Origin of the sequence: Primorskyibacter flagellatus (genome assembly GCF_900176485.1) — a bacterium.
GTDB classification, from domain to species: Bacteria; Pseudomonadota; Alphaproteobacteria; order Rhodobacterales; family Rhodobacteraceae; genus Primorskyibacter; species Primorskyibacter flagellatus.
Window position 1 is genome coordinate 36,198 of the sequence record NZ_FWYD01000022.1, and the last position, 24,206, is coordinate 60,403.

General features: G+C 61.8%; 17 protein-coding genes and 1 pseudogene. 11 read left to right on the forward strand and 7 right to left on the reverse strand.

Annotated elements, in window-relative coordinates:
- The first annotated feature begins 28 nt into the window (after window positions 1–28).
- Together B8991_RS17765 and B8991_RS17770 are read left to right on the forward strand one after the other, a co-directional pair.
- Window positions 29–2,026 (forward strand): sensor histidine kinase, encoded by a 1,998-nt coding sequence (locus tag B8991_RS17765; protein ID WP_084354315.1) that lies wholly within the window; start codon window positions 29–31, stop codon window positions 2,024–2,026.
- 158 nt (window positions 2,027–2,184) lie between these two features.
- Window positions 2,185–6,687, forward strand: coding sequence for a calcium-binding protein (locus tag B8991_RS17770; RefSeq protein ID WP_084354317.1), 4,503 nt, complete (start codon window positions 2,185–2,187; stop codon window positions 6,685–6,687).
- Between the two features lie 211 nt (window positions 6,688–6,898).
- Here B8991_RS17770 and B8991_RS17775 read toward each other — a convergent pair whose 3' ends face one another.
- The 4 genes from B8991_RS17775 to choX all read right to left on the reverse strand — a co-directional run bounded on the left by B8991_RS17775 (window position 6,899) and on the right by choX (window position 11,922).
- Window positions 6,899–8,497 carry a hypothetical protein gene (locus tag B8991_RS17775; protein ID WP_084354319.1) on the reverse strand — a complete coding sequence of 533 codons (1,599 nt, stop codon included), beginning with the start codon at window positions 8,495–8,497 and terminating at the stop codon, window positions 6,899–6,901.
- Between the two features lie 552 nt (window positions 8,498–9,049).
- Window positions 9,050–10,081: a choline ABC transporter ATP-binding protein gene (choV, locus tag B8991_RS17780; protein ID WP_084354320.1), complete on the reverse strand. Its 1,032-nt coding sequence runs from the start codon at window positions 10,079–10,081 to the stop codon at window positions 9,050–9,052.
- Window positions 10,078–10,914: a choline ABC transporter permease subunit gene (choW, locus tag B8991_RS17785; protein ID WP_084354322.1), complete on the reverse strand. Its 837-nt coding sequence runs from the start codon at window positions 10,912–10,914 to the stop codon at window positions 10,078–10,080. The genes choV and choW overlap by 4 nt, the downstream gene beginning before the upstream one ends.
- A gap of 87 nt (window positions 10,915–11,001) precedes the next feature.
- Window positions 11,002–11,922, reverse strand: coding sequence for a choline ABC transporter substrate-binding protein (gene choX, locus B8991_RS17790; protein ID WP_084354324.1), 921 nt, complete (start codon window positions 11,920–11,922; stop codon window positions 11,002–11,004).
- Between the two features lie 105 nt (window positions 11,923–12,027).
- Between choX and betI the strand changes: the two genes are divergently transcribed.
- The 4 genes from betI to betA are packed head-to-tail and all read left to right on the forward strand — an operon-like array spanning window position 12,028 to window position 17,246.
- Complete coding sequence (betI, locus tag B8991_RS17795; RefSeq protein ID WP_084354326.1) at window positions 12,028–12,600, forward strand: transcriptional regulator BetI; 573 nt, start codon at window positions 12,028–12,030, stop codon at window positions 12,598–12,600.
- Window positions 12,597–14,105 (forward strand): choline-sulfatase, encoded by a 1,509-nt coding sequence (gene betC / locus B8991_RS17800; protein ID WP_084354328.1) that lies wholly within the window; start codon window positions 12,597–12,599, stop codon window positions 14,103–14,105. The genes betI and betC overlap by 4 nt, the downstream gene beginning before the upstream one ends.
- Before the next feature lie 22 nt (window positions 14,106–14,127).
- Window positions 14,128–15,588 (forward strand): betaine-aldehyde dehydrogenase, encoded by a 1,461-nt coding sequence (betB, locus tag B8991_RS17805; RefSeq protein WP_084354330.1) that lies wholly within the window; start codon window positions 14,128–14,130, stop codon window positions 15,586–15,588.
- Window positions 15,588–17,246 carry a choline dehydrogenase gene (betA, locus tag B8991_RS17810; protein ID WP_084354332.1) on the forward strand — a complete coding sequence of 553 codons (1,659 nt, stop codon included), beginning with the start codon at window positions 15,588–15,590 and terminating at the stop codon, window positions 17,244–17,246. The genes betB and betA overlap by 1 nt, the downstream gene beginning before the upstream one ends.
- Before the next feature lie 82 nt (window positions 17,247–17,328).
- Here the strand turns inward: betA and modA are convergent, their stop codons facing one another.
- Entirely contained in the window at window positions 17,329–18,099 is a 771-nt protein-coding gene (modA, locus tag B8991_RS17815) for a molybdate ABC transporter substrate-binding protein (RefSeq protein ID WP_084354352.1), read from the reverse strand.
- A 207-nt stretch (window positions 18,100–18,306) separates the two neighbouring features.
- Between modA and dapF the strand changes: the two genes are divergently transcribed.
- From dapF to B8991_RS17835, 4 genes are all read left to right on the forward strand, one after another.
- Window positions 18,307–19,152 carry a diaminopimelate epimerase gene (dapF, locus tag B8991_RS17820; protein ID WP_084354334.1) on the forward strand — a complete coding sequence of 282 codons (846 nt, stop codon included), beginning with the start codon at window positions 18,307–18,309 and terminating at the stop codon, window positions 19,150–19,152.
- Window positions 19,149–20,405 carry a tRNA (N(6)-L-threonylcarbamoyladenosine(37)-C(2))-methylthiotransferase MtaB gene (mtaB, locus tag B8991_RS17825; RefSeq protein ID WP_084354336.1) on the forward strand — a complete coding sequence of 419 codons (1,257 nt, stop codon included), beginning with the start codon at window positions 19,149–19,151 and terminating at the stop codon, window positions 20,403–20,405. The genes dapF and mtaB overlap by 4 nt, the downstream gene beginning before the upstream one ends.
- 49 nt (window positions 20,406–20,454) lie before the next feature.
- On the forward strand, window positions 20,455–21,147 hold the full coding sequence (locus B8991_RS17830; RefSeq protein WP_084354338.1) for a CDP-alcohol phosphatidyltransferase family protein: 693 nt from the start codon (window positions 20,455–20,457) through the stop codon (window positions 21,145–21,147).
- A 120-nt stretch (window positions 21,148–21,267) separates the two neighbouring features.
- Entirely contained in the window at window positions 21,268–22,149 is an 882-nt protein-coding gene (locus tag B8991_RS17835) for a DMT family transporter (protein ID WP_084354340.1), read from the forward strand.
- On the opposite strand, the gene B8991_RS17840 is transcribed toward B8991_RS17835, so the two are convergent.
- Window positions 22,139–22,948 carry an ABC transporter permease gene (locus B8991_RS17840; protein WP_084354342.1) on the reverse strand — a complete coding sequence of 270 codons (810 nt, stop codon included), beginning with the start codon at window positions 22,946–22,948 and terminating at the stop codon, window positions 22,139–22,141. The two genes, B8991_RS17835 and B8991_RS17840, sit on opposite strands and share 11 nt — an antisense overlap.
- 119 nt (window positions 22,949–23,067) lie before the next feature.
- On the opposite strand from B8991_RS17840, the gene B8991_RS17845 reads away from it, so the two are divergent.
- Complete coding sequence (locus tag B8991_RS17845) at window positions 23,068–23,640, forward strand: GcrA family cell cycle regulator (RefSeq protein WP_084354344.1); 573 nt, start codon at window positions 23,068–23,070, stop codon at window positions 23,638–23,640.
- A 431-nt stretch (window positions 23,641–24,071) separates the two neighbouring features.
- Here the strand turns inward: B8991_RS17845 and glyA are convergent.
- Window positions 24,072–24,206: pseudogene (gene glyA, locus B8991_RS22040) on the reverse strand (serine hydroxymethyltransferase); the annotation flags it as partial.

Here is a 24,206-nt window from a genome sequence, read left to right on the forward strand (position 1 = left end):
CCTGGCCTTTCCTGCACGAGGGCATCGAATGCGAAGGCGCGTCCCGCTAACGGGGCTGATATTTGTGGCGCTCTGCTGGGCAGCAGCGGCGCTGGCCCAGCCGGTTGTCGAATTGCACGGCCCGCTTGCCGCGACCCAGTTGCAGGGACATATCATGGCGCTGCGCGATCCGTCCCGCAACCTTTCCCTTGATGATGTCAGCGCCGCGGAACGCGCCGATGACTGGCAGGCCGTCAGCGGCCCAAGCGCCGATTTCGGCTATACGAAGGATGCGATCTGGCTGCGGGTCCTGCTGAGGAACGAAAACGCCGCGGTGACCGAATGGCGTCTGCATGTCCGCGAAAACTTCTTTCAGGGGTTCCGCGTCTACCTGGCGGGCGCGCAGGGCACACAGCTTCTGGAGGAACTGCACTCTTCCTCGCCCTTTTCCGACAGGAAGATCGCCTATCCGGAACTGGTCGTGCCGCTTCCCCTGCCCTTCGGTGAACCTGTCGCGGTCTATATCCGCTATTGGTCCGGTGGTTCTTCCGAAGCCGCCTTTGCCATTCGCACCCCCGAAAGCTTTGCCGTTCTGGCCGAACACAAGACGGCGAAGAATTTCATCTATTACGGGATGATGCTGTTTCTGGTGCTGGCCGCCACCGCTGCCTTCGTGGTAACGCGCCAGTTCATCTTCGCGGCCTATGCCGGATATGCGACCTGCGGAATGCTGTTCATCATGCATGCCGACGGCAACACGTTTCGTTATCTTTGGCCGAATGCACCGCTATTCAACGGCTACGCCTCCGTGTTGCTGGGGTCGGGGATCATCCTGTTCGGCGGGAATTTCGCGCGGCATTTCCTGCAAACCTTCCTGTATCACCCGATGCTGGAACGGATCATATTGACGATGATGGGGGTCACGCTGCTGGTGGTCGGCGCGACATTGTTCGTAGACACGCAGACGGTCAAGAAGCTGCTGGTGCTGCTGTCGCTGATCTCGATGCTTTTGTATTTTGCCAGCGGGCTGGCCGTCGCCCGGACACGCTTTGCCGAAGTGCGGTTCTATGTGCTGGCCTGGGGCGGTGCCGTGGTTTCAGCAGGGATCATGACCGCGCGCCACTGGCTGGGCATCGAGATTTCCGAGGAAGTGCAATTCGACAGCATTCGCGTGGTGCTGGTGCTGGACGCCGCGCTGATGGGGTTCGCCATTCTCGACCGGTTCAACCAGATGAAACGCAACCGCGAAGAAGCGCTGGAAATGTCGCTGTCCGAAGCGCGGCGCAGCCTGTCCCTGTCGGGTCGCCTGCAAGAGTTGGAACAACGCTACGCCCTCGCGGTGGAATTGACCCGGTCCAAAGAGCGCAAGCTGGCCGATGCGGTCCATGATCTGCGCCAACCGATACATGCATTGCGGTTGAACGTGCAGGCCTTGCTGCCGGGAGAGGATGCGGCCCGGACCAAGCCGCGCCCCGTCGATATTGAAGAGACGTTCGATTATCTCGAAGCCTTGGTGAACCGCGAATTGGCAAGTGCCAGCGGACCCGGCGGCGTCGACGTCTATCTGGACAATGACGCGGCGGCCGACACAAACGGCCATCCGGCAGAGAATGTCCGCCTCGATCAGGTGCTGGATGCGCTACGGGACATGTTCGCAGCCGAAGCGCGCGACAAGGGGCTGGATCTGCGGGTCGTGGACAGCACGGCGCAGACCGCGCTGCCGCCGCTCGCGCTGATGCGTCTGGCCACGAATCTGGTCTCGAACGCCATAAAATATACAGCCACCGGCACGGTTCTTGTGGGGCTGCGACGGAGCGGCGACGGCCACAGGCTGGAAGTGCATGACACCGGTCCGGGCCTGACGGAGGTTGATCTGCAAACAGCGCTTGGCCGCAACATCCGGCTGGCCGGGGCAGAGACGGCCCAGGGCAGCGGTCTGGGTCTTTCGATCGTCGCAGGTATCGCCCGCGAGTACGGCCTGACATTTGGCCTGCTGCCCCGTCGCGGTGGCACAAGCGTATATGTGAATCTGCCACCCGCCACCTGACATCCTGCGCAGGATCCAGCCCGCGCCGTTCCAATTTGGGGTGATCACCTGATTGGGGCCAATGCCTTCCCCATGGTAAACTTGTCCGCATCGGTGGTTTTTTCCCACCACGGCGCAATCTGCGCCGCGCAAAAGTTGATTTAATCGAGGAATTGCAAATGGCGGCCGGACAAGACCTTCTCGACTACAGAACCAACCTCAACCACACGCGGTCGAATGTCACCGACCTGCGCGACGAGGTTGAAAACATGCTCGACGCGGTGGAGATCGCGCAGGAGGCATTGGAAGCGGCCGGCTATGTGGAGAATCAGTCCAATGATTTCCTGCGCACCATCCGTTCGATGCAGTTTTCACTGAAGGTGCTGGAAAAGGTCGGACCGATGAAGGCTGTGGCCAAGGTGATGGATGGCGTTCTTGACCGGCTGGAGACCGCCACGATCCGGATCCGCGACAAGGCTCGCGATCTGGACGAACGGATCGAGCGTTCGGGCTGGCCCGACCGGCTGGAGGACGCCGAGGACAAGCTGGAGGATTTCGACGCAAAGCTGGCGATCAGCAATGCAAGGCTTCAGATTGAGGTCAATCGCGCCAATAACATGATCCTTGTTTTCGATTTCGTGGGCAGTTCGATCAACCCGCTTTCCCGCGCGGTCGACACCACGGTAAGCCCAATCAATTCCGCGATGGAGCGTTTGAACGGCATCTATGACGGCATCGAGGCCGAGATCGACGGTTTCCGCGCGCAGTTCAACACAGGGCTGTTCTCTCCGATGAACTCTGTCGCCTCGGCCTTTTCGCGCATCAACGACTCGCTCGGGTTCCTGTCCGGACCGCTTAACGCGGCCTATTCGGCGCTGCGCCCGCTGGAACCGGTGCTGGACGCCGTTGGATTCATCTACAATATCACAGTGGGACCAGTGGTGGACTGGATCCTCGACAGTCTGGGCATCACCGATGTTCTGGACCGGATTGCCGACAAGATTGCCGATCTTATTCCCGGTGCAAATGTGCTGGACCGGATCGATGCGCAGATCGACGGCGCGTTTGTGCAGGTCGATGAATTCCTGGGGTCGCTCGGCTGGAACACCGATATCAGCAGCTTTATCGACGATCTGACCGATGACATCTTCAACCTGCTGGACGGCGATGCGACCGGGGCCATACGCGGCGGAAGCCAGGACGACGACACGCTGATCGGGCAGGAAACCGCAGACGTGCTGGAGCCCGGCGCGGGCAATGACCTCGTGCGGGCCAATGGCGGCCATGACGTGATCTATGCCAGTATCGGAGATGATACGGTCTATGGCGGCGCGGGCACGGATCGGCTGATCTTTGAGGAAAACTTTATCAGCTACAGCTATTCCCGACCGCAGGAAAACGGGCCGATCGTGTTTCTGCATGAAGGCGGCGGGCGGCAGGGGATCGAAGTCGCCTATGATATCGAACAATTCGTCTTCAATGATGTGAAGCTGACCCAGACCCAACTGTTCAACAGTGTGTTCCGTGTGACCTCTTCGCCCTTCACCGGAACCGGGAATGCAGACTTCATCTATGCCGCCGTCAACGGGCTGGTGGCTTTCGGTCTGGGCGGCGATGATCGGTTCACCGGTTCGAACAGCGCGGATTCGCTGACTGGCGGCGAAGGCGACGATGCGTTCGTGACCCTGCTGGGCGCTGATACAGTCAATGGCGGCAATGGCAGCGATACCTGGATCTATGCCGAGAACGACGCTTCCGGAAATTCGCGCACCACCGTCGATCTTGTGACCGGTCAGGCCTGGGACGGATCGGACCGCGATGTGCTGGTCAGCATTGAAAACGCCGAGATGTACGACAATCGCGACATTGATTTTCGCGGCAACGGTGCCGGGAACCGCCTTGTCGGCAACTCCGGCCGCGACTTCATCGACGGGCGCGAAGGCAACGATGTGATCTCGGGCGGTGGCGGACGTGACCTGCTGATCGGGGGGGCGGGAAATGACACCGTCTCGGGTGGCGAGGACAGCGACATACTTGTCGCCGGTGGCACGGTCGTCGGGCGACGCGGCGAGGTTTATGACGGCAACGAGGGCTTTGACATGCTGATTTATTCGCGCCAGTGGAACAACTACCGCGTCGGGCGTGACCATAGCCAAAGTCGAATCGACACGCAGGAATCCTCGGGCCCGCTCAGGGTCTTTGCCGAAAACGGCATCGTGCGCCGGCTGAATGATGCGGGCACGAAGATTCTGGCAACCGACAGGTTCGACAACATCGAATCCTTTGTCGGCTCGGACATGGGGGATGTCATCGTGGGGCGGCTCGCCAGCTACGGCGACCGGTTCTTCGTTGACGGCGGCGGCGGCAATGACACGATCCGTTCCGAAGGCGTGACAGAGGCGGCCGGCGGCACTGGCGATGACCTGATCCTGGTGACCGGAGACCGCGGATCGTTTGACGGCGGCGGCGGCGGCGGCGACGACACGCTGGATACGCGGCTGATCGACAATGCCCGCTGGTCGATCCGTCTGTCAGGGGCCATCGGCAGCCGTATCAGCGCCGCCATTGCCGACGAGTCCGGCGATCTGGGATCTTCGTCCAGTTCGGGCACCACCACCACATCCGCCTTCTCGCGCGGCAACCTGCACAGTATGGAATACATCTATCTCGGCGATTTCGCCGACGAGGTCTATCTGGACGGCAATGACCGGGTGACGGTGTTTGGCGGTGACGGAGAAGACCGTCTGATCCGCGCAAATTCGAACGACGGCAGTTCCGAAGCGATCCTGTACGGTCAGGATGGCGACGATTATCTGCAACTGAACCTCGAAGGCGAGATCTATGGCGGAAATGGCGATGACCATCTGCATGTGCATGCCTCCGGCGACGATCATGTGGTGAACGGCAACAAGGGCGACGATTACATCTATGTCGGACGGATGGACGGCACGATCTATGGCGGCGGCGGATACGACACGCTGGCGCTGGACGCCAGTTCCCGCTTCGTCAGCCAGTTGCAGCTGAACCTGCGCACCGGCGACCTGACCACCCCCGGAACGCTGAACGGGATCGACGCCAAGGTTTACGGGATCGAAGAAGTCATCGGCGTTGTCGACGTCTCCGACCGCATAATCGGACGCGATGTCGGCGAAAGGTTCATCGGGCTGGGCGGCAATGACATTCTCGAAGGCTATGGCGGCAACGATGAATTGATCGGCGGCACCGGCAATGACCATCTAATTGGCGGCGACGGTCGTGACGTGCTGCATGGCGGCGCGGGAAATGACACGCTGGACGGCGGCACCGGACGCGATACGGTGTCCTATGCCAACGCGGTCGTGCGCAATACCGCGGGCGATGTGCTGGCCGCCGATTTTGGCAATGTCGTCGTGAATCTTGACCAGATGACCGCATCCGGTGCGCATGGGTCGGACCGGTTTATCAGCATCGAGAACGTGATCGGCGGCGCAGGCAATGACCGCATCACCGGAAACGCCGGTGCAAATGCCCTGTCAGGGGGCGCGGGCAATGACACGCTGGATGGCGGCGCAGGCAATGATGTGCTTGTGCTGGGTCTGGGCGACGATCTGGCCTATGGCGGCACCGGGCGCGACACCTTTGTGTTGGATCAGGGCAACGCCACGCTTTTCGGCGGCGCGGGCATCGACACGATCGACCTGGGCAATCTGGAGGGCGACATCTCCATCGACTTGGTGGCAGGCACCTATTCGGCCACGCTGCGTGTGGATCAGCCGGTCTGGGACGATACCGGAACCCGCGAGGCGCGGGTGTTCAACGGCCAGATCATGACGCCGGAACTGGTCGAAGAGGCCAACCCGACCTTTGCCAACTCTGCCGACGATGCGAACCGCGTTCTTCCCGGCGCTGACAATCCCGAGGCCGAGGCTTTTTCCATCCGCTATGTGCAGGTCGATCGCAGCTACACGGGAGAATTCCACGACATCGAGCGTGTGATCGGCGGAACCAGCGCGACTGTCGTGCATGGCAGCGCGGCCAATGACGTGATCGATGGCGGCAGCGCGGCGGACCGCATGACCGGTAACGCGGGCCGGGATATTCTGCGCGGCGAGGATGGCAAGGACACGATCAGCGGCGGCGACGGGGACGACGAATTGATCGGCGGCACCAGCAGGGCCGACCTGAGCGACATGATCTTCGGCGGCGATGGCGATGACCTGATCTATGGCGGGTACGGCAATGACAGGCTCGTCGGCCAAAACGGCAATGACACGATCTTTGGCGGGTATGGCGCTGATACGGTGGTCGGCAACAATGGCAATGACGTGCTGTCCGGGTCTGACTTCGGAGATATGCTTGTCGGCGGCGACGGGAACGATTTCCTCAATGGCGGCTTCGGCTTTGACAGGCTTGCCGGCGGCAACGGTGCCGACCAGTTCTATCATGGTGGCATTCGTCTGCACGCGACGGACTGGGTCCGCGACTATGACGCGCAGCAAGGTGATGTGCTGATTTTCGGTGCCCGCGCCAGCGTTGACGATTTTCGCGTCAGCTATGCTCAGACACCGGGCGCAGGCGGCGGGGCGCGTGAAGCGTTCGTGGTCTATAAGCCCGCAGGCCAGATCATTTGGGCACTGGTCGATGGCGGCGCGCAAAACGAGATCAACCTGCAACTCCAGGGTCAGATCTATGACATTGCGTAAGGCCGAAACGACGCAAAGCTCCGGTTGCTGCCCGCACGGATCGCCGGGCATTCCTCAGATGGTGGCTGCCCCATAGTGGCGTCTTTGTATTGCAAGGGGCGAACGCGATGGTCCTTCCCTTGCACCATTGTCCGCGCGAATGTCCCGCCATTGCGACCAAATCCGATGACAAGCGTAGGGATACCTCAAAGGCGGATAGGTGCCTTGTCGTTCAGACGGCGCGCAGTGCCGGTCGCGGCGAGCCAGTGTTGCCAATGTCGGACACAGGGCACCCGTTTATCGAAATCTCCGCCCGGACAGAGCCGCAGGCCCGACGCCGGGCCGAGATCCGCACAGGTTTGCCATCGAAGGAGATAAAACCCAGATCGCCCGAGGCGCGACCGGATTCAGCAAGTTCCGACAACAAGGCCATAGCGATACGCTCTCCCTTGCGCAGCGCGGCCAGGTTTTCTAAGTGGAAATAACCACCCGTGACCAGCCGCCCCAGAACCATGTTCGAGGCCAGTTTGTCGAGATCGCCGGAAAGCCCCGGACGGCGCGGCAGCATGTGGGGGGAGGAACCCATATGCGCCGCGCCTTTTCCGGTCCGCTGCCTGTGGGAAGAGGTCGACAGCGGACCGGCGTAAACAGCTTTCAGAATGGTCAGGCATGCGCCTGCGACGGTGCCCTGCGACTGCGCATCCAAAGGACGCAGCGTCGCGTCACCCTGCGACAGATGCGGCAACATCAGATTGTCGCCCCTGCGCGTTGCAGGGGGCAGACGCGGACCGGCATCAACGGTCACCGCGCTGTCTATTGATGCGGACCCGTCGACAGCGTTGCGCCGCGCAACCCATGTCAACAGACGTGGCGCAAAGCGGCGCAACTCCTCCAGAATCTGACGAGAAGAGACATCCGCCGGATTGGCAGGCACAACCGAAGCGTGATCGACCATTAGCGAGAGGCGCGCTGCCAGCAGCGCCGGTCGCGGCATTGGACCCGCCAGTGCGGCTTGCGCACGCGACGCCTGTTTGGCAAGCAAGACTGCCTCTGCCATCACCGACAATAGTTCTGCGCCACCCCACCCGCGCCCTGCCAGGGCCGTAACAGGTGGCAACACGATCGATGACATCGCCAGCCCCAGCGCCAGGACGGCGCGTCCCGGCGACGCCGGATGACCGACGACCGCCAGTTCGCGCAGCGTCCTCGGCATCCGTTCGGCAGGCGTTTCTGCCTCGCAACATTTTGCGTTCAGCCACATCTTCCAGATCACCGCAGGCGCATCAGGCGCTGGCAGAGTTTCGAATACACGGTCCAGGTCAGCCCCGTCCGGGCCGGCCTGCGATGGCTCAAGGCTTGGCATCAACTGTGACAACAGCGGCCCGCAGATGTCCGTCCGCGTTGCCCCCCGCACCAACATGCGCAGGGTCAGTTGGCCGTCCTTGTTCCAGCGACTTGCACGGCGCATGTGTTCGTCGTCTTGCGCTGCGTGCCGGGCGGGCTCATCGGGCTGTTCTGCAAAGCACGGAATGGCATGGCGGTCCAGCCATGGCAGGCTGCGCAACTCGCACAGCAATTCATGCAGCGTGAATGAGGTCTGCGCATCAATCCGAACACCGTGATGCGGGTTTTCCAGATCGGTCAGCGCCACATCGCGCAGCAGCGACAGCGCGTAGATCACCGCCATTTCCGCCGCCAGCTCTGACACACCGACTGTTGCGTTCAGGGGCCGCATCGCTTTGGCACGGCGCGCAAGTCGGAAATCGTTTTCGTCACGCGCCCCCTCAATGACGCGAAACCGCGTTTGATTAAGCTTTGCTTGATCGGTCATCTCGGCATCCCCCGGTGTAGCGGCACGCCGCCTTGCCCGTCAGCCTTGTTGGTCACGATTGATACGAGACGTCGTGAATAGCAGGCCGTCCAGGCAGCGTGGTTTCGAATATGTTGATGCCAGTCTGCCTCCCTTCCGTGACTGCAAAGTGAGTATACCGTGAAACGACTGTGAACCGCGCAAGATTCCGCAGTCGTATCTGCTCTTTCAGCGGACTCAGCCGTTGGATTACGCGCAAAGCTTCTACAATAGCTTGCCCCATGGGCGATTTAGGGGGCTTCCGGCCAAATTGCTTCAAGACAGCAAGTGGGATTCAAGTCGTCGTCGTGGAACCATGCCGAATCGGCACGATTTCACGATGCCCATCGACACCGGTCACGCCCAAAGGCAAGTCGTCATGCGTCAGGGAACACGCCGATCCCATCTTCATGCCGCGTAGGCGGCTTTTGACGAAGTGGCGCACTGTTTTCCGGGCAATGCCTGCGCAGTGGTTCCCGCAAATTGGCACGCTCCGTTTCCGAACGGCTAGGGCGTTTCACAGGATTGGTCTGTTTATTGATCAGGTCTGGCGTCGAGCAGTTTCTTGATCAGGCCCGCCTTGGAAATCTGCCCGATTGGCTGCCCTCCCGAAATCACTGCCAGCGGCATTTCCAGGTCGACAATACTGCGCATGGCTTCCTCCACGCTTGCGCCAGCGTCGATATGTTGCGCGGGCTGGCAGTCCAAGGGCTCCATCACATCGGCGGCGGTTAACACGCCCAGCGGGTTCATATTGGCGACAAAATCCGCGACGTAGTCATTGGCCGGGTTGGTGAAGATGTCCTTGGGCGTTCCCTTCTGAACGATACGGCCGCCTTCCATGATGGCGATGTGATTGCCCAGCTTGAACGCCTCGTCCAGATCGTGACTGACGAAAATGATCGTGCGTTGCAGTTTTTGCTGAAGGTCCAAAAGCTCATCTTGCAACCGGGTGCGGATCAGCGGGTCGAGGGCCGAGAACGGCTCGTCCATCAGCAGGATCGGCGCGTCGGTGACGAACGCCCGTGCCAGCCCCACGCGTTGCTGCATACCGCCCGACAATTCGCCCACCTTGCGGTCGCCCCAATCGGCAAGACCAACCAGATCAAGCTGCTCGTCAACCTTCTTGGCGCGCTCGGGCTTGGCCATGCCGCCCAGTTCCAGACCCAGCCCGACATTTTCGCGCACCGTGCGCCATGGCAACAGACCGAATTGCTGAAACACCATCGCAACGCGACTTAGCCGGATCTTGCGAAGCCCTTGCGGCGTGGCATCCGTGACGCTGACCATCTGTCCGCCGTCACTGACCCGCACCTCGCCGCGCGCGACGGGGTTCAACCCGTTTACCGCGCGTAGCAATGTCGATTTTCCGGACCCTGACAGCCCCATCAGCACGAGGATCTCGCCTTCTTCCACGGTCAGGGAACAGTCATGCACACCCAACACCTGATCCGTCCTGTTCTGGATCTCGGACCGGTCAAGGCCTTCATCCATCAGCGGCAGGGCCTTGGCAGGCGACTTGCCAAACACGATGGACACATTGTCGATCTCAACAGCCGTGGTCATTTGCGCGCCCCTACATTGAGCATACGGTCAAGGATGATGGCGACGACAACAATGACAAAGCCGCTCTCGAACCCCAGTGACGTGTTCACCTGATTGAGCGCGCGGACCACCGGCACACCCAGTCCGTCTGCGCCCACAAGTGCGGCAATCACCACCATCGACAGCGACAACATGATGGTCTGATTCAACCCGGCCATGATTTGCGGGAACGCATAGGGCAATTCCACCTTCACAAGCGTCTGGCGCGGGGTTGCCCCAAAGGCGCGCGCGGCCTCCTGCAAGGCTTGCGGGGTCGAGGACACGCCAAGCCATGTCAGACGGATCGGCGCGGGCAGCACGAAGATTACCGTGGCGATCAGGCCCGGCACCATGCCGATGCCGAAAAAGACGATGGCCGGGATCAGGTAGACGAAGGTCGGCAGGGTCTGCATCAGGTCCAGCACGGGCCGCATCGCGGCATAAAGCCTTGGGCGATGCGCCGCGGCGATGCCGACGGGCACGCCCACCCCCATGCACACCACGCAGGCAGACAGCACCAGCGTCAGGCTTTCGGTGGTTTCTTCCCAATAATCCTGATTGAGCACGAACAGAAAGCCCAGCCCCACGAACAGGCAGACCTTCCAATTGCGCTGCAAGACCCATGTCAGCACAACGAATGCAGCGATGACGATCAACGGGTTCGGCGTTTGCAACACCCACAGAATACCGTCGATCATGCCTTCCAGAATGTCGGACAGGGAATCGAAAAATATCGCGCCCCGGCTTTCAAGCCAGTCAAAGGCATTCCCGGCGACCTTGCCCACGGGAATCTTGTTTTCGGTCAGCCAATCCATGCAGGCGTCCTTCTACGTGACCGCGCGGGTGTTACACCCGGAACGGCGCGGCGGGCGGCCCTTTGAGGGAACCGCCCGCCATTGAACTTACTCGCTGAGCGCCGCGTCGATCGCCGCTGCGGCATCACCACCGTCCTTGGTGGTCACACCGTCCAACCAGCCTGCATAGGCGTCCGGATGGGCGGCCAGCCAAGTGCGGGCGGCATCCTCGGGGTCTTCGCCGTCATCAAGGATCGCCGCCATGATCTCATTTTCCATGGCCAGTGTGAATTCGAGGTTCTGCAACAGCTTGCCCACGTTCGGGCAGGCCTCGACATAGCCGGCGCGCGTGTTGGTGTGAACCGTCGCGCCGCCCAGATCGGGGCCGAACCAGTCATCGCCGCCTTCCAGATAGGTCATGTCGAAATTGGCGTTCATCGGATGCGGCTCCCACCCCAGGAACACGACCGGCTTGTCGCGCCCATCCGCCCGCGCGACCTGCGACAGCATCCCCTGTTCAGAGCTTTCGACAACCTCGAACCCGTCCAGCCCAAAGGCATCGGCTTCGATCATGTCCAGGATCAGACGGTTGCCGTCATTGCCCGGCTCGATACCGTAGATTTCGCCGTCCAGCGCGTCACGATGCGCGGCAATGCTGGCGAAATCGGTGATGCCCAGTGCCGCGCCAGCCGCGTTCGTGGCCAGCGTGTATTTCGCGCCTTCGAGATTGGCGCGCACGGTATCGACAGTGCCCGCCTCGCGGTAGGGCGCGATGTCCGCCTCCATCGTGGGCATCCAGTTGCCAAGGAACACATCCACATCGCCGCCCTCAAGCGCGGTGTAGGTCACCGGCACGGACAGCACCTTGATGTCCGTCTCATAGCCAAGCGCCTCCAGCACAACGCTGGTCGCGGCCGTGGTGGCGGTGATGTCGGTCCAGCCCACATCGGACATGACAACCTCGTCGCAATTGGCAAAGGCGGCACCCGCGCCAAGCGCAAGAATGGAGGTGGCGGTAAATAGCTTCATTGGGATCTCCCTATCGGGCGCTTTGGCCCGTTTCCTGATTGACCAGTTAATCAATCACTGATTAGGGTCATGAATACAACATTTTTCTGGCAGCCGGAGACCCAGATGAGCATTGAGGTCAGACGCAGAAAGGAGCTTGTGATTGCCGCGATCGAAGAAATCGGCGTGCAAGGGTCGCTGGATGTGACGGTCAGCAAAATCGCAAAGCGCGCCGGGGTTTCCTCGGCTCTGGCGTTCCATTATTTCGGTGACAAGGATCGGCTGTTCCTCTCTGCGATGCGTTTCGTGCTGACAGTTTATGCGACAGAGGTGCGCAAGTCACTTGCCACCGCGGACGGGCATCATGCAAGGCTTCGGGCGCTGATCCATGCCAGTTTCACCCCGTCGAATTTCTGCAACACCGCGATTGCGGCCTGGCTGAACTTCTACGTTCTGGCGCAGCGGTCCGACGAAGCAAAGCGGCTGCTCTGGGTCTATCAACGCCGCCTGCATTCGAATCTGGTGCATGACCTCAAACCCCTCACCGGCACCAACGCCCAAGCGATCGCAGAGCGGATCGGCGGGTTGATCGACGGGCTTTACCTGCGCTTTGCGCTCAACCCGGCGGGTCTGAACGGCGAAAGCGCCACAGCATTGGTGCTGGACGCGCTGGACCACGAGATCGAGGCCGTGACATGAGCCAACCGAATATCCTGATCCTCATGGTGGACCAGTTGAACGGCACGCTGTTTCCCGATGGTCCCGCCGATTTCCTGCATCTGCCCAATCTGACCAAGCTGGCTGCACGGTCCACCCGGTTCAAATACGCCTACACCGCCAGCCCGCTTTGCGCACCCGGACGGGCAAGCTTCATGTCCGGGCAGTTGCCCTCGGTCACGGGCGTCTACGACAATGCGGCTGAGTTCCCCTCGGACCTGCCCACCTATGCGCATCACCTGCGCCGCGCGGGCTATCACACCTGCCTTTCGGGCAAGATGCATTTCGTCGGCCCCGACCAGATGCACGGCTTCGAGGAGCGGCTGACAACCGACATTTATCCGGCTGATTTCGGCTGGACGCCCGATTACCGCAAGCCGGGCGAACGCATCGACTGGTGGTATCACAACATGGGGTCCGTGACCGGCGCGGGCGTGGCCGAGATTTCCAACCAGATGGAATATGACGACGAGGTCGCCTATAACGCGACCCGCAAGCTTTATGATCTTGCGCGCGGCAAGGATGACCGCCCGTGGTGCCTGACCGTCAGCTTCACCCACCCGCATGACCCTTATGTGGCGCGGCGTGAATTCTGGGACCTTTACGAGGATTGCGAGCATCTGGAACCGCAGGTCGGTGCCATCCCCTACGAGGATCACGACCCCCATTCGCAACGCATCTTCGACGCCAATGACTGGCGCAGCTTCGACATTACCCGCGAAGACATCCGTCGTTCACGCCGTGCCTATTTCGCCAACTGCTCTTATTTGGATCAAAAGATCGGAGAGATCCTCGACGTGCTGGAACGCACCCGGCAAGAGGCGATCATCGTTTTCGTGTCGGATCACGGCGACATGCTGGGCGAGCGTGGCCTGTGGTTCAAGATGAGCTTCTTCGAGGGCTCATCCCGCGTGCCGATGATGATCTCTGCCCCCGGCATGGAACCGGGGCTGGTCACCGATCCCGTGTCCAATATCGACATCTGTCCGACGCTTTGCGATCTGGCAGGCGTGTCGATGGAAGAGGTGGCCTCCTGGACACAGGGCGAAAGCCTTGTTCCCCTTGGAAAAGGTGCGGCCCGCGACACGCCCGTTGCGATGGAATACGCGGCAGAGGCGTCTTGCGCGCCGATGGTATCGCTGCGCTACGGCAAGTGGAAATACAACCGCTGCGCGCTGGACCCCGATCAGCTCTTTGATCTGGAAAACGACCCGCACGAGATGACCAACCTCGCGGATGTGCCTGCCCAGGCGGGCACGCTGGCGACGCTTCGCGCAAAGGCAGAGGCCCGCTGGGATCTGGACCGTTTCGATGCCGATGTACGCCAAAGTCAGGCCCGCCGCTGGATCGTCTACGAGGCATTGCGCAACGGCAGCTACTACCCGTGGGATTACCAACCGCTTCAGAAAGCCTCCGAACGGTTCATGCGCAACCACATGGATCTCAACGACGTCGAAGAAAACCAGCGCTTCCCGCGCGGCGAATGACGCCTATCTGAAAGGCACCCCAATGACCTACCCGACCCAGCCCACCGCCAGCCATTACATCAATGGCGCTTATGTCGAAGATGCCTCGGGCACGCCGCTTTCGGTGATCTACCCCGCCACCGGGGCCGAGATCGCGCAGCTTCACGAAGCGACGCCCGATCTGGTGGATAGCGCGCTTGCCGCCGCCCACCGCGCGCAGCCCGCATGGGCCGCCATGTCGGGGACAGAGCGGGGCCGCATCCTGCGCCGCGCCGCCGACATCATCCGCGAGCGCAACCACGACCTGTCGGTGCTGGAGACTTGCGACACCGGCAAACCGCTGTCCGAAACGCTGGTGGCCGATGCCACCTCTGCCGCCGATGCTCTGGAATATTTCGGCGGCATCGCGGCCAGCATCGCGGGCGAGCATATCCAACTGCCAGAGGGCGACTTTGTCTATACACGCCGCGAGGCGCTTGGCGTCTGCGTCGGTATCGGGGCGTGGAACTATCCCACCCAGATCGCCGCCTGGAAAGCCGCGCCCGCGCTGGCCTGCGGCAATACGATGGTGTTCAAACCCTCTGAAACCACACCGCTCTGCGCGCTGAAACTGGCAGAGATCCTGACCGAAGCAGGTGCTCCTGCGGGTGTGTTCAACGTTGTGCAGGGCAAGGGTGCGGTCGGTGCGCAGCTTGTGGGCGATGCCCGCGTCGCCAAGGTCTCGCTCACCGGATCGGTGCCGACGGGGGCACGCGTCTACGCCGCAGCCGCCGCCGGGTTGAAACACGCCACGATGGAGCTTGGCGGCAAGTCGCCCTTGGTGATCTTCGACGATGCCGATCTGGAAAGCGCCGTGTCTGGCGCGATCAACGCCAATTTCTACTCCACCGGACAGGTCTGCTCCAACGGAACGCGGGTCTTCGTACAGAAAGGCATCAAGGACGTCTTCGTGAAACGCCTCGCCGAACGGCTGCAAGGTGCCGTGATCGGCGATCCCATGCAAATGGAAACCACCATCGGTTCGATGGTCAGCGAGAGGCAGCTGGAAATCGTGTTGGGCTATATCGAAAAGGGCAAGGCCGAGGGCGCGCGGCTGGTCGCAGGCGGCAAACGCCTCAATCGTGACGGATTCTACATTGAACCCGCGGTTTTTGCCGATGTCACCGACGACATGACCATCGCCCGCGAGGAAATATTCGGGCCAGTCATGTCGGTGCTGGATTTCGAGACCGAAGAAGAGGCGCTGACCCGCGCCAATGCCACCGAATTTGGCCTTGCTGCGGGCGTCTTCACCCGCGACATCACCCGCGCCCACCGCATGGTTGCCGGGTTCGAGGCAGGCAGTTGCTATATCAACACCTACAACCTGACGCCCGTGGAGGCACCCTTCGGCGGCTCCAAAATGTCCGGCGTCGGGCGTGAAAACGGCAGTGCCGCCATCGCTCATTGGTCTGAGATCAAATCCGTCTACGTCGCCATGACGCCCTGTGAGGCGGCCTTCTGATGCAAGCCGATTACGTCATTGTCGGGGCCGGCAGCGCAGGCTGTGCGCTGGCCTACCGGCTGTCAGAGGCCGGGTATTCCGTGATCGTCATCGAACATGGTGGCTCCGATGCGGGCCCATTCATTCAGATGCCCGCTGCGCTCAGCTATCCGATGAACATGGCGCGCTATGATTGGGGCTATCGCACCGCGCCGGAACCGCATCTGGGCGGTCGGCAATTGGTTGTTCCGCGCGGCAAGGTGATCGGCGGATCGTCCTCGATCAACGGCATGATCTATGTGCGCGGCCATGCCCGAGATTTTGACACCTGGGCCGAAATGGGGGCGCGCGGTTGGTCCTATGCCGATGTGTTGCCCTATTACAAACGGCTGGAACATTGGCACGATGGCGGCCATGGCGGCGATCCTGACTGGCGCGGTACGGACGGCCCCTTGCATGTCAGCCGGGGGCCGCGCACCAACCCGTTGACCCGCGCCTTTGTCGAGGCCGGGCATCAGGCCGGATACCCGATCACGGATGACTACAACGGCTGGCAGCAAGAAGGGTTCGGCCCCTATGATGCAACGATCTGGAAGGGCCAGCGCTGGTCTGCCGCCAATGCCTATCTGCGCCCGGCGTTGAAGCGCGAGAATTGCACCTTGATCCGTGCGCTCGCCCGCCGCGTGGTGATCACAGAACGCCGCGCCACAGGTGTCGAGGTCATGCGTGGCGGTGCAACCGAAGTGATCGAGGCGCGGGCCGAAGTGATCCTCGCCGCGTCATCCCTCAATTCGCCGAAACTGCTGATGCTGTCAGGGATCGGGCCAGCCGCGCATCTGGCAGAACACGGGATCAAGGTCATCGCCGACCGTGCGGGCGTCGGTCAGAACCTGCAAGACCATCTGGAGCTTTACATCCAGCAGGCCGCAACCCAGCCCGTCAGCCTGTTCAAGCACTGGAACCTGATGGGCAAGGCGATGATCGGCGCGCAATGGCTGTTCACCCGCACCGGGCTTGGCGCGTCCAACCAGTTCGAAAGCGCCGGCTTCATCCGCAGCCGCGCAGGCATCGACTATCCCGACATCCAGTTCCATTTCCTGCCCATCGCCGTGCGCTATGATGGCAAGGTCGCCGCCGAAGGCCATGGCTTTCAGGCCCATGTCGGGCCGATGCGATCCAAATCGCGCGGCGCGGTCACGCTGCGATCCGCTGACCCCGCGGACGCCCCGAATATCCTGTTCAACTACATGTCCCACCCCGATGACTGGGAGGAGTTCCGCACCTGCATCCGTCTGACGCGCGAGATCTTTGCACAGGACGTCTTTGCTCCCTATCGCGGCAAGGAGATCCAGCCCGGCGCAGATGTGCAAAGCGATGCTGACCTGGACGGCTTCATCCGTGAACATGTCGAAAGCGCCTACCATCCCTGCGGCACCTGCCGGATGGGGAGCGGCGACGATCCTTTGGCCGTTGTGGACCCCGAAACCCGCGTCATCGGCGTGGATGGATTGCGCGTTGCCGACAGCTCTGTTTTCCCGCAGATCACCAACGGCAATCTCAACGCGCCGTCGATCATGGTCGGCGAAAAGGCCGCAGACCATATCCTGGGTGGCGCGATGCTGGCCCCTTCCAACGCACAGCCCTGGATACACCCGGATTGGGAGAAGGCGCAGCGATGACCCCGCGCCACAGCGAAACCCGCCCCGGCCCCCGAGCCGGGGCCTCGCGCCGCCCTGACCGAATCACTGACACTGAGCGTGTTCAGTCCGGTAGCACAGCGAATCCCTCACGCTCAAAGATCGTGCGTGCCGCATCCGAGCGCAGGAAATCCAGAAACGCGACTGTCAAAGGGGTATCGCGTTCGGTCACCGCCGCCACCGGATAGACGATGGGCGGGTGACTGCCCTCCGGAAAGGTGCCGATCACGCTGACATGTGGCTCTGCCACGGCGTCGGTCGCGTAAACGACGCCAAGCGGCGCTTCTCCCGTAGCAACCAGGGCCAGTGCCGTGCGCACATTATCGGTCTGCGCCACCCTGCCTTCGACCAGTGGCCACAGGCCCAGCGAGTCCAGCGCCGCCTTGCCGTAGATGCCCGCCGGGACGGCCTCGACCAGCGCCATCGCCAGCCACCCGTCACCCAGCATTGCTGCCAGATCCATACCCGGCACTATCTCGACCGGATCCGCGTGCCCATGCGCAACCAGGACCAGATGGTTGCCCAGAAGGTCGCGGCGCGTGCCTGTCGCGATCAGGTCGGACGCGTCCAAAGCATCCATCCAGGCCACATTGGCGGAGATGAACACATCCGCTGGCGCGCCCTGCTCTATCTGCCGCGCCAGTGCAGAGCTTCCGGCATAGGCGATGACTGCCCGGTTGCCGGTCTCCGCCTGCCAGGCTTCGGCCACATCATCCAGCGCGGTCTTCGTACTGGCGGCAGCAAATACCGTCACCTCTGCGGCCACAACCAATTGCGCAACCACACAGAACACCAGCGCGCAAAGCAATCGAATAATATGCAAGGATCGGATCATCATCGCAGCATGAATGCGCCCCGGCCCAAGCGCAAGCGGCCCGAAAGTAGAAGGCGCGCCCCTGCGCCGGAATTGCCAGTGAAACGCCCTTTTCGGGCGCGTCGCCCTCCGTCGCACGCACGCCACTGCGTCAATAACGCCATCAGCGGTCGTCTTTCCGCCCGGTGACGGTGCGCGCCTCTGGAAAGCGTGGCCGGACAGGCGTATATGCCCGCCATGGATACGCGTGATGATACCGGATTGCCCTTCATGAAAATGCACGGGCTGGGCAACGACTTTGTCGTGCTGGATGCCCGCGTGCGACAGACAAAGGTGACGCCTGCACTGGCACGCGCCATAGCCGACCGGCACCGGGGCGTGGGGTTTGACCAGCTTGCCCTGATCGAGTCGCGCGGCACCGGCGATGCGCATCTGACCTTCTACAATTCCGACGGCTCTACCGCCGGGGCGTGCGGCAACGCGACCCGCTGCATCGCGCGCTACCTGATGGACGAAACCGGACGCGACAGCCTGACCCTGACCACGGATCGCGGCACGCTTTCGGGGCGCGACATGGGCGATGGGATCACCTCGGTCAATATGGGTGCCCCGCAGCTCAATTGGGATGAAATCCCGCTGGCCGAGGAAATGGACACGCTGGAACTGCCGATCGAGGGCGGCCCGACGGCCACTGGCATGGGCAACCCGCATTGCACCTTTTTCGTGCCGGATGCAGAGGCCGTGCCGCTGGACCAATTCGGCCCCCGCTATGAACATCACCCTCTCTATCCCCAACGCACCAATGTGCAGGTCGCCAGTATCATCGGCCCCGATCATCTGCGGATGCGGGTCTGGGAACGGGGCGTCGGGCCGACTCTGGCCTCTGGTTCGTCCTCCTGTGCCACGGCCGTTGCCGCCGCGCGGCGCGGGCTGACCGGGCGCAAGGTGCGGGTTGATCTGGATGGCGGATCGCTGGAAATCGACTGGCGCGACGATGGCGTCTGGATGACCGGCGCCACCACGCATGTCTTTGACGGCGTGTTGACCCCCGCCTTTCTGGACAGCGTCCGATGACCAATCCACCCAAATTCACGACGCTCGGGTGTCGCCTGAACGCCTACGAATCCGAAGCGATGCGAGAGCTGTCCGAGGCCGCCGGTCTGGACGATGCCGTGATCGTCAACACCTGCGCCGTCACCGCCGAGGCCGTGCGCAAGGCGCGTCAGGAAATCCGCCGCCTGCGCCGTGAAAACCCCGACGCGCGTCTGATCGTCACCGGCTGCGCCGCCCAGATCGAGCCTGAAACCTTTGCCGCGATGGACGAGGTTGATCACGTCATCGGCAATACCGAAAAGATGCGCCCCGACACATGGACCGCGCTCGCCGCTGATTTCATCGGGCAAACAGAGCGTGTGATGGTCAATGACATCATGTCCGTGACTGAAACGGCGGGCCACCTGATCGACGGGTTTGGCCGCCACCGTGCCTATGTGCAGGTCCAGAACGGGTGCGACCACCGCTGCACGTTTTGCATCATCCCCTATGGTCGCGGCAATTCACGATCCGTGCCTGCGGGCGTCGTGGTGGACCAGATCAAGCGGCTGGTGGACAAGGGCTTTAACGAGGTCGTGCTGACCGGCGTGGACCTGACAAGCTGGGGTGCCGATCTGCCCGCAGCGCCGCGTCTGGGCGATCTGGTAATGCGCATCCTGAAACTGGTGCCGGACCTGCCGCGCCTACGAATTTCGTCGATCGACTCAATCGAGGTGGACGAAAATCTGCTGGCCGCTATCGCGACCGAACCGCGCCTGATGCCGCATCTTCATCTGTCGCTGCAACATGGCGATGACCTGATCCTGAAACGGATGAAACGCCGTCACCTGCGCGACGATGCCATCCGCTTTGCCGAAGAGGCCCGCCGTCTGCGGCCCGAAATGACCTTTGGCGCCGACATCATCGCGGGCTTTCCGACCGAAACCGAAGAGCATTTCGCCAACTCGTTGAAGCTGGTCGAGGATTGCGGTCTGACATGGCTGCACGTCTTTCCCTATTCGGCACGGCCCGGTACGCCAGCGGCGCGCATTCCGAACAAGGTCAACGGTGCCGTCATCAAAGAGCGCGCCGCACGGTTGCGCGCCGCCGGCGAGGCTCAGGTGCAGCGCCACCTTGAGGCGCAGATCGGACGCAATCACCGTGTCCTGATGGAAAAGCCGCGACTGGGGCGGACCGAACAGTTTACCGAAGTGTCCTTTGCGCAAGATCACGCCGAAGGCCAGATTGTCGCCGCAACCATAGTGGGGCGTGACGGCAACCGTCTGACAGCGTGAACGCCGCGCGGGATTTACAATCCCGTCTGTTTTGCGCCATGACAGTGCCATGACCATTCAAACGCGCGCGCTTATTGTTCATTTCCTGACGGCCACAGGGGCGGTCTTTGCCATGCTGGCGATGCTGGCGGCTGCCGACCAACGCTGGGATCTGATGTTTCTGTGGCTGGTGGTGGCCTTCGCGGTCGACGGTGTCGACGGGCCACTGGCACGCAAATACGACGTCAAGACCAACGCGCCGCGCTTTGACGGGGTGCTGCTGGACCTGATCATCGACTATATCACCTATGTGTTCATCCCGGCCTTTGCGCTGTTCAAATCAGACCTGCTGCCGGGCTGGACCGGCTGGTTTGCGATCATCGTGATCACCTTCGCCAGTGCGCTTTATTTCGCCGACAACCGAATGAAGACCGAGGATAATTCGTTTCACGGCTTTCCGGGCTGCTGGAACATGCTGGTGATCGTCCTGTTTGCCACCCGTCCGGATTTCTGGATCATTCTGGCGCTGGTGGCCGCGCTGTCGGTCGCGATGTTCCTGCCGCTGAAATTCATTCATCCGGTACGCACTGATCGCTGGCGCGCCGTGTCCCTGCCCATCGCTCTGGCCTGGACCTTTTTCGCCGGCTGGGCAGCCTGGGTCGACTTTCATCCGCAAAGCTGGGCAATCTGGGGGCTGGTGGCCACGTCGATCTACCTATTGGGGGCAGGCATCACGCAACAGCTTGTGACCGCGCGAAAATAACGCCCATGCGCAAGTGACAGAACGGGGTGTCACCGCACACGCACTAATGTGCCCCATTGCCATCCCAACCCCGACAAACAGGCTTGCACATCGCCACGACGTCCCGCAAAGCTGGCGCGCATGTTCATTCCCACCACCGCCAATCCCGCCCTCGCAGCCCTTCTGACGCTCTGCGCCTCTGCCTTCGCGGCGGGCACAACCTTGCTGGCCAAGGCCATCGGGACGGGTGCGCTTGGCGATCCGCTGCATCCTTTGCAGATCAGCCATGGCCGGTTTGCGTTTGCTTTTCTCGCCATTGCGGTGACGTATTTGGCAACACAAAGCAAAATCCACAGTCCGGAATGGACCACCCATGCAGCGCGATCTGTGTTCGGCTGGGGTGGCGTGACGCTGATGTTCGCTGCCGCCGCCTTCATTCCGCTTGCCGATGCGACCGCAATCAGCTTTCTCAACCCGGTCTTCGGAATGATCTTCGCCATCATCTTTCTGCGCGAAAAGGTCGGCCCGGTGCGCTGGACTGCGGCCTTGATCGCACTGATCGGCATGGCGATCCTGCTGCGCCCCGCGCCCGACAGTTTTCGGCCTGCGACGCTTCTGGCATTGGCCGCAGCGGTGACGCTTGGGGCGGAGCTTATCTTTATCAAGCGCCTGTCAGGCCGCGAACCGGTGCTGCAAATCCTGTTTATCAACAACGCCATCGGGCTGGGCATTGCCAGTCTCGCGGTGATTGCCGTCTGGCACCCGCCCAGCTGGCAGCAATGGGTGGCGCTGGCGGGGATCGGGCTTCTGATGGCCTCGGCGCAGTTCTGTTTCGTAAATGCCATGGCACGGGCCGATGCCAGCTTTGTTGCACCGTTTTTCTACGCCTCGCTGGTCTTTGCGACGCTCTACGACTTTGTCGTGTTCCGGGTGACGCCGGATGCGATCTCTGTCACCGGTGCCACGGTCATTATGGCCGGGGCGGCCCTGCTGGCGTGGCGCGAGGCCCGGATCAGGACTTGAGCCGGGTGCCGTTTCGGAACAGCATCCAGGCGATGGAACTGACAACGGCAACAGAAAACACCGAGACCGCCAAACCCAGAGCGGGAGGGCTGTCGGACACGCCGATCATGCCGTAGCGCACGCCGTCAATCAGATAGAAAATCGGGTTCACATGGGTGATCTCTCGAAGGCCAAGGGGCAATGCGTCGACCGAGTAGAAGGTGCCCGACAGGAAAGCGAGCGGCGTGATGATGAAGTTGGTGATTGCCGCCATCTGGTCAAATTTCTGTGCAAAAACACCCGCGATGACGCCAATGCCGCCCATCAGGGCCGATCCCAGGATCACGAATACCAGCATCCAAAGCGCATGGGCCGGAACAAGCCCGGTGGCCAACGCCAGACCCAGGGCGATGGCCAGCGCCACGATCAGCCCGCGCGCAATGCTGCCCACCATATAGCCCACGACCAGTTCGGCCGGGCTGAGCGGTGGCATCAGTGTGTCGACGATATTGCCCTGCACCTTGGAGACCATGATCGAGGACGCGCTGTTGGTGAACGCGTTCTGGATGACCGTCATCATCAAAATGCCGGGCGCGATGAAATCCGTGAAGGCCACACCCATCACATCGCCCCGCCGCGGACCGATTGCGATGGTGAAAATCAGCAAAAACAGCCCCGACGTGACCAGCGGCGCCAGCAGGGTCTGGGTCCAGACCACCACGAAACGCAGGACCTCGCGTTCACAAAGCGTATACAGCCCAAGGGTGTTCCAGCGTCCGAACCGCCTGACGCCCTGCGCCAATCCCTGTCGAGTGCTCATCTCATTCTCCGCAATGGTTGCGTTAGCCTTGTAACTCGTTGCTCAGTGATTAAAATAGGGGCTGATCCGAATTTACCGGCGGCCCCCAAGTGTGGCCGCCTTTTGCCTAAGGAATTTCCATGTCCTGGACCGATGAACGTGTCGAGCTGCTCACGAAGATGTGGAGCGAAGGCCAGTCTGCCAGCCAGATTGCCAAAGAGCTTGGCGGCGTGACCCGCAATGCCGTGATCGGCAAGGTCCACCGGCTGGGCCTGTCCAACCGTGCGGGCGCGACGCCCGCCCCTGCCAAGACAGAGCCAAAGCCCGCCGCCCCGGCAGCCAAGCCCAAACCCGTCCCCGAGGCGGAAGCCAAACCCAAGCCCGCCGTCGAAGCGCCCGCGCCCGAGACCCGTCCGGTCGTGTCGCATATCCGCAAGGCGATCATCCCGGCGGGCCAGCCGTTGCCGCCGCAGCCGTCGGCCAACGAGATCAGCCCCGAAGCTTTGGCCAAGGTCAGCGAGATCGAGAAAAAGGCCAAGAAAATAAGCTTGATGGAGCTGACAGAGCGGACTTGCAAATGGCCCGTGGGCGATCCGGCGACGGATAACTTCTGGTTCTGCGGTCTACCTGTACAAGCAGGCAAGCCCTATTGCGAGGCGCATGTCGGCGTGGCGTTCCAGCCCATGTCTTCGCGTCGCGACCGCAAGCGCTAGGACGCAGACTGATTACTGCGCCATGGGTCTGCCATAGTCTCGCCATGCGGCCTGCACCCTGAGATCTGAGAATTTACAATCCGTCTGCTTTTGACACAGTTTCGGATCGCAAAGCGATCCGACCGGGGGCGCGAGGCGAACCGCCTCGCGCCCCCGGTCGGTAGCAGACCCAAGCTCTGTTGCATGGATAGGTCCGGGAGTGAGGGGCCAGCCCCTCACACTCCCCGGAGTATTTTTGCCAATGAGAATTTGAAAGAGGGGCTGGCGAGAGAAGGCGGGGTTCGGGATGACGGAGGCTGGAATATGGTTTTCTATGCCTCGGCCGACTGGTTCTGGACGGCCCGTCTCTGCATCGTTTCCTGTCAGAAAGTCCGCCGGAAAGTTATGGCCTGCCCCCGACGCCTGTCTGGGGGCAGGTGCTGGATGCCGCTTCAGATGTCCGGGTAGATCGGGAAGCGTTTGCACAGCGCCTCGACTTCGGCCCGGACCTTGGCTTCGACCTCTGTGTTGCCGTCTTCGCCATTGGCTGCGAGGCCGTCGACCACCTCGATGATCCAGTCGGCGAT

Bases quoted from the DNA above. Each gene is read 5' to 3' on its own strand.
- B8991_RS17765 (WP_084354315.1), top strand. From the start codon at position 29: ATGCGAAGGCGCGTCCCGCTAACGGGGCTGATATTTGTGGCGCTCTGC.
- B8991_RS17770 (WP_084354317.1), top strand. From the start codon at position 2,185: ATGGCGGCCGGACAAGACCTTCTCGACTACAGAACCAACCTCAACCAC.
- B8991_RS17775 (WP_084354319.1), bottom strand. From the start codon at position 8,497: ATGACCGATCAAGCAAAGCTTAATCAAACGCGGTTTCGCGTCATTGAG.
- choV (WP_084354320.1), bottom strand. From the start codon at position 10,081: ATGACCACGGCTGTTGAGATCGACAATGTGTCCATCGTGTTTGGCAAG.
- choW (WP_084354322.1), bottom strand. From the start codon at position 10,914: ATGGATTGGCTGACCGAAAACAAGATTCCCGTGGGCAAGGTCGCCGGG.
- choX (WP_084354324.1), bottom strand. From the start codon at position 11,922: ATGAAGCTATTTACCGCCACCTCCATTCTTGCGCTTGGCGCGGGTGCC.
- betI (WP_084354326.1), top strand. From the start codon at position 12,028: ATGAGCATTGAGGTCAGACGCAGAAAGGAGCTTGTGATTGCCGCGATC.
- betC (WP_084354328.1), top strand. From the start codon at position 12,597: ATGAGCCAACCGAATATCCTGATCCTCATGGTGGACCAGTTGAACGGC.
- betB (WP_084354330.1), top strand. From the start codon at position 14,128: ATGACCTACCCGACCCAGCCCACCGCCAGCCATTACATCAATGGCGCT.
- betA (WP_084354332.1), top strand. From the start codon at position 15,588: ATGCAAGCCGATTACGTCATTGTCGGGGCCGGCAGCGCAGGCTGTGCG.
- modA (WP_084354352.1), bottom strand. From the start codon at position 18,099: ATGATCCGATCCTTGCATATTATTCGATTGCTTTGCGCGCTGGTGTTC.
- dapF (WP_084354334.1), top strand. From the start codon at position 18,307: ATGCCCGCCATGGATACGCGTGATGATACCGGATTGCCCTTCATGAAA.
- mtaB (WP_084354336.1), top strand. From the start codon at position 19,149: ATGACCAATCCACCCAAATTCACGACGCTCGGGTGTCGCCTGAACGCC.
- B8991_RS17830 (WP_084354338.1), top strand. From the start codon at position 20,455: ATGACCATTCAAACGCGCGCGCTTATTGTTCATTTCCTGACGGCCACA.
- B8991_RS17835 (WP_084354340.1), top strand. From the start codon at position 21,268: ATGTTCATTCCCACCACCGCCAATCCCGCCCTCGCAGCCCTTCTGACG.
- B8991_RS17840 (WP_084354342.1), bottom strand. From the start codon at position 22,948: ATGAGCACTCGACAGGGATTGGCGCAGGGCGTCAGGCGGTTCGGACGC.
- B8991_RS17845 (WP_084354344.1), top strand. From the start codon at position 23,068: ATGTCCTGGACCGATGAACGTGTCGAGCTGCTCACGAAGATGTGGAGC.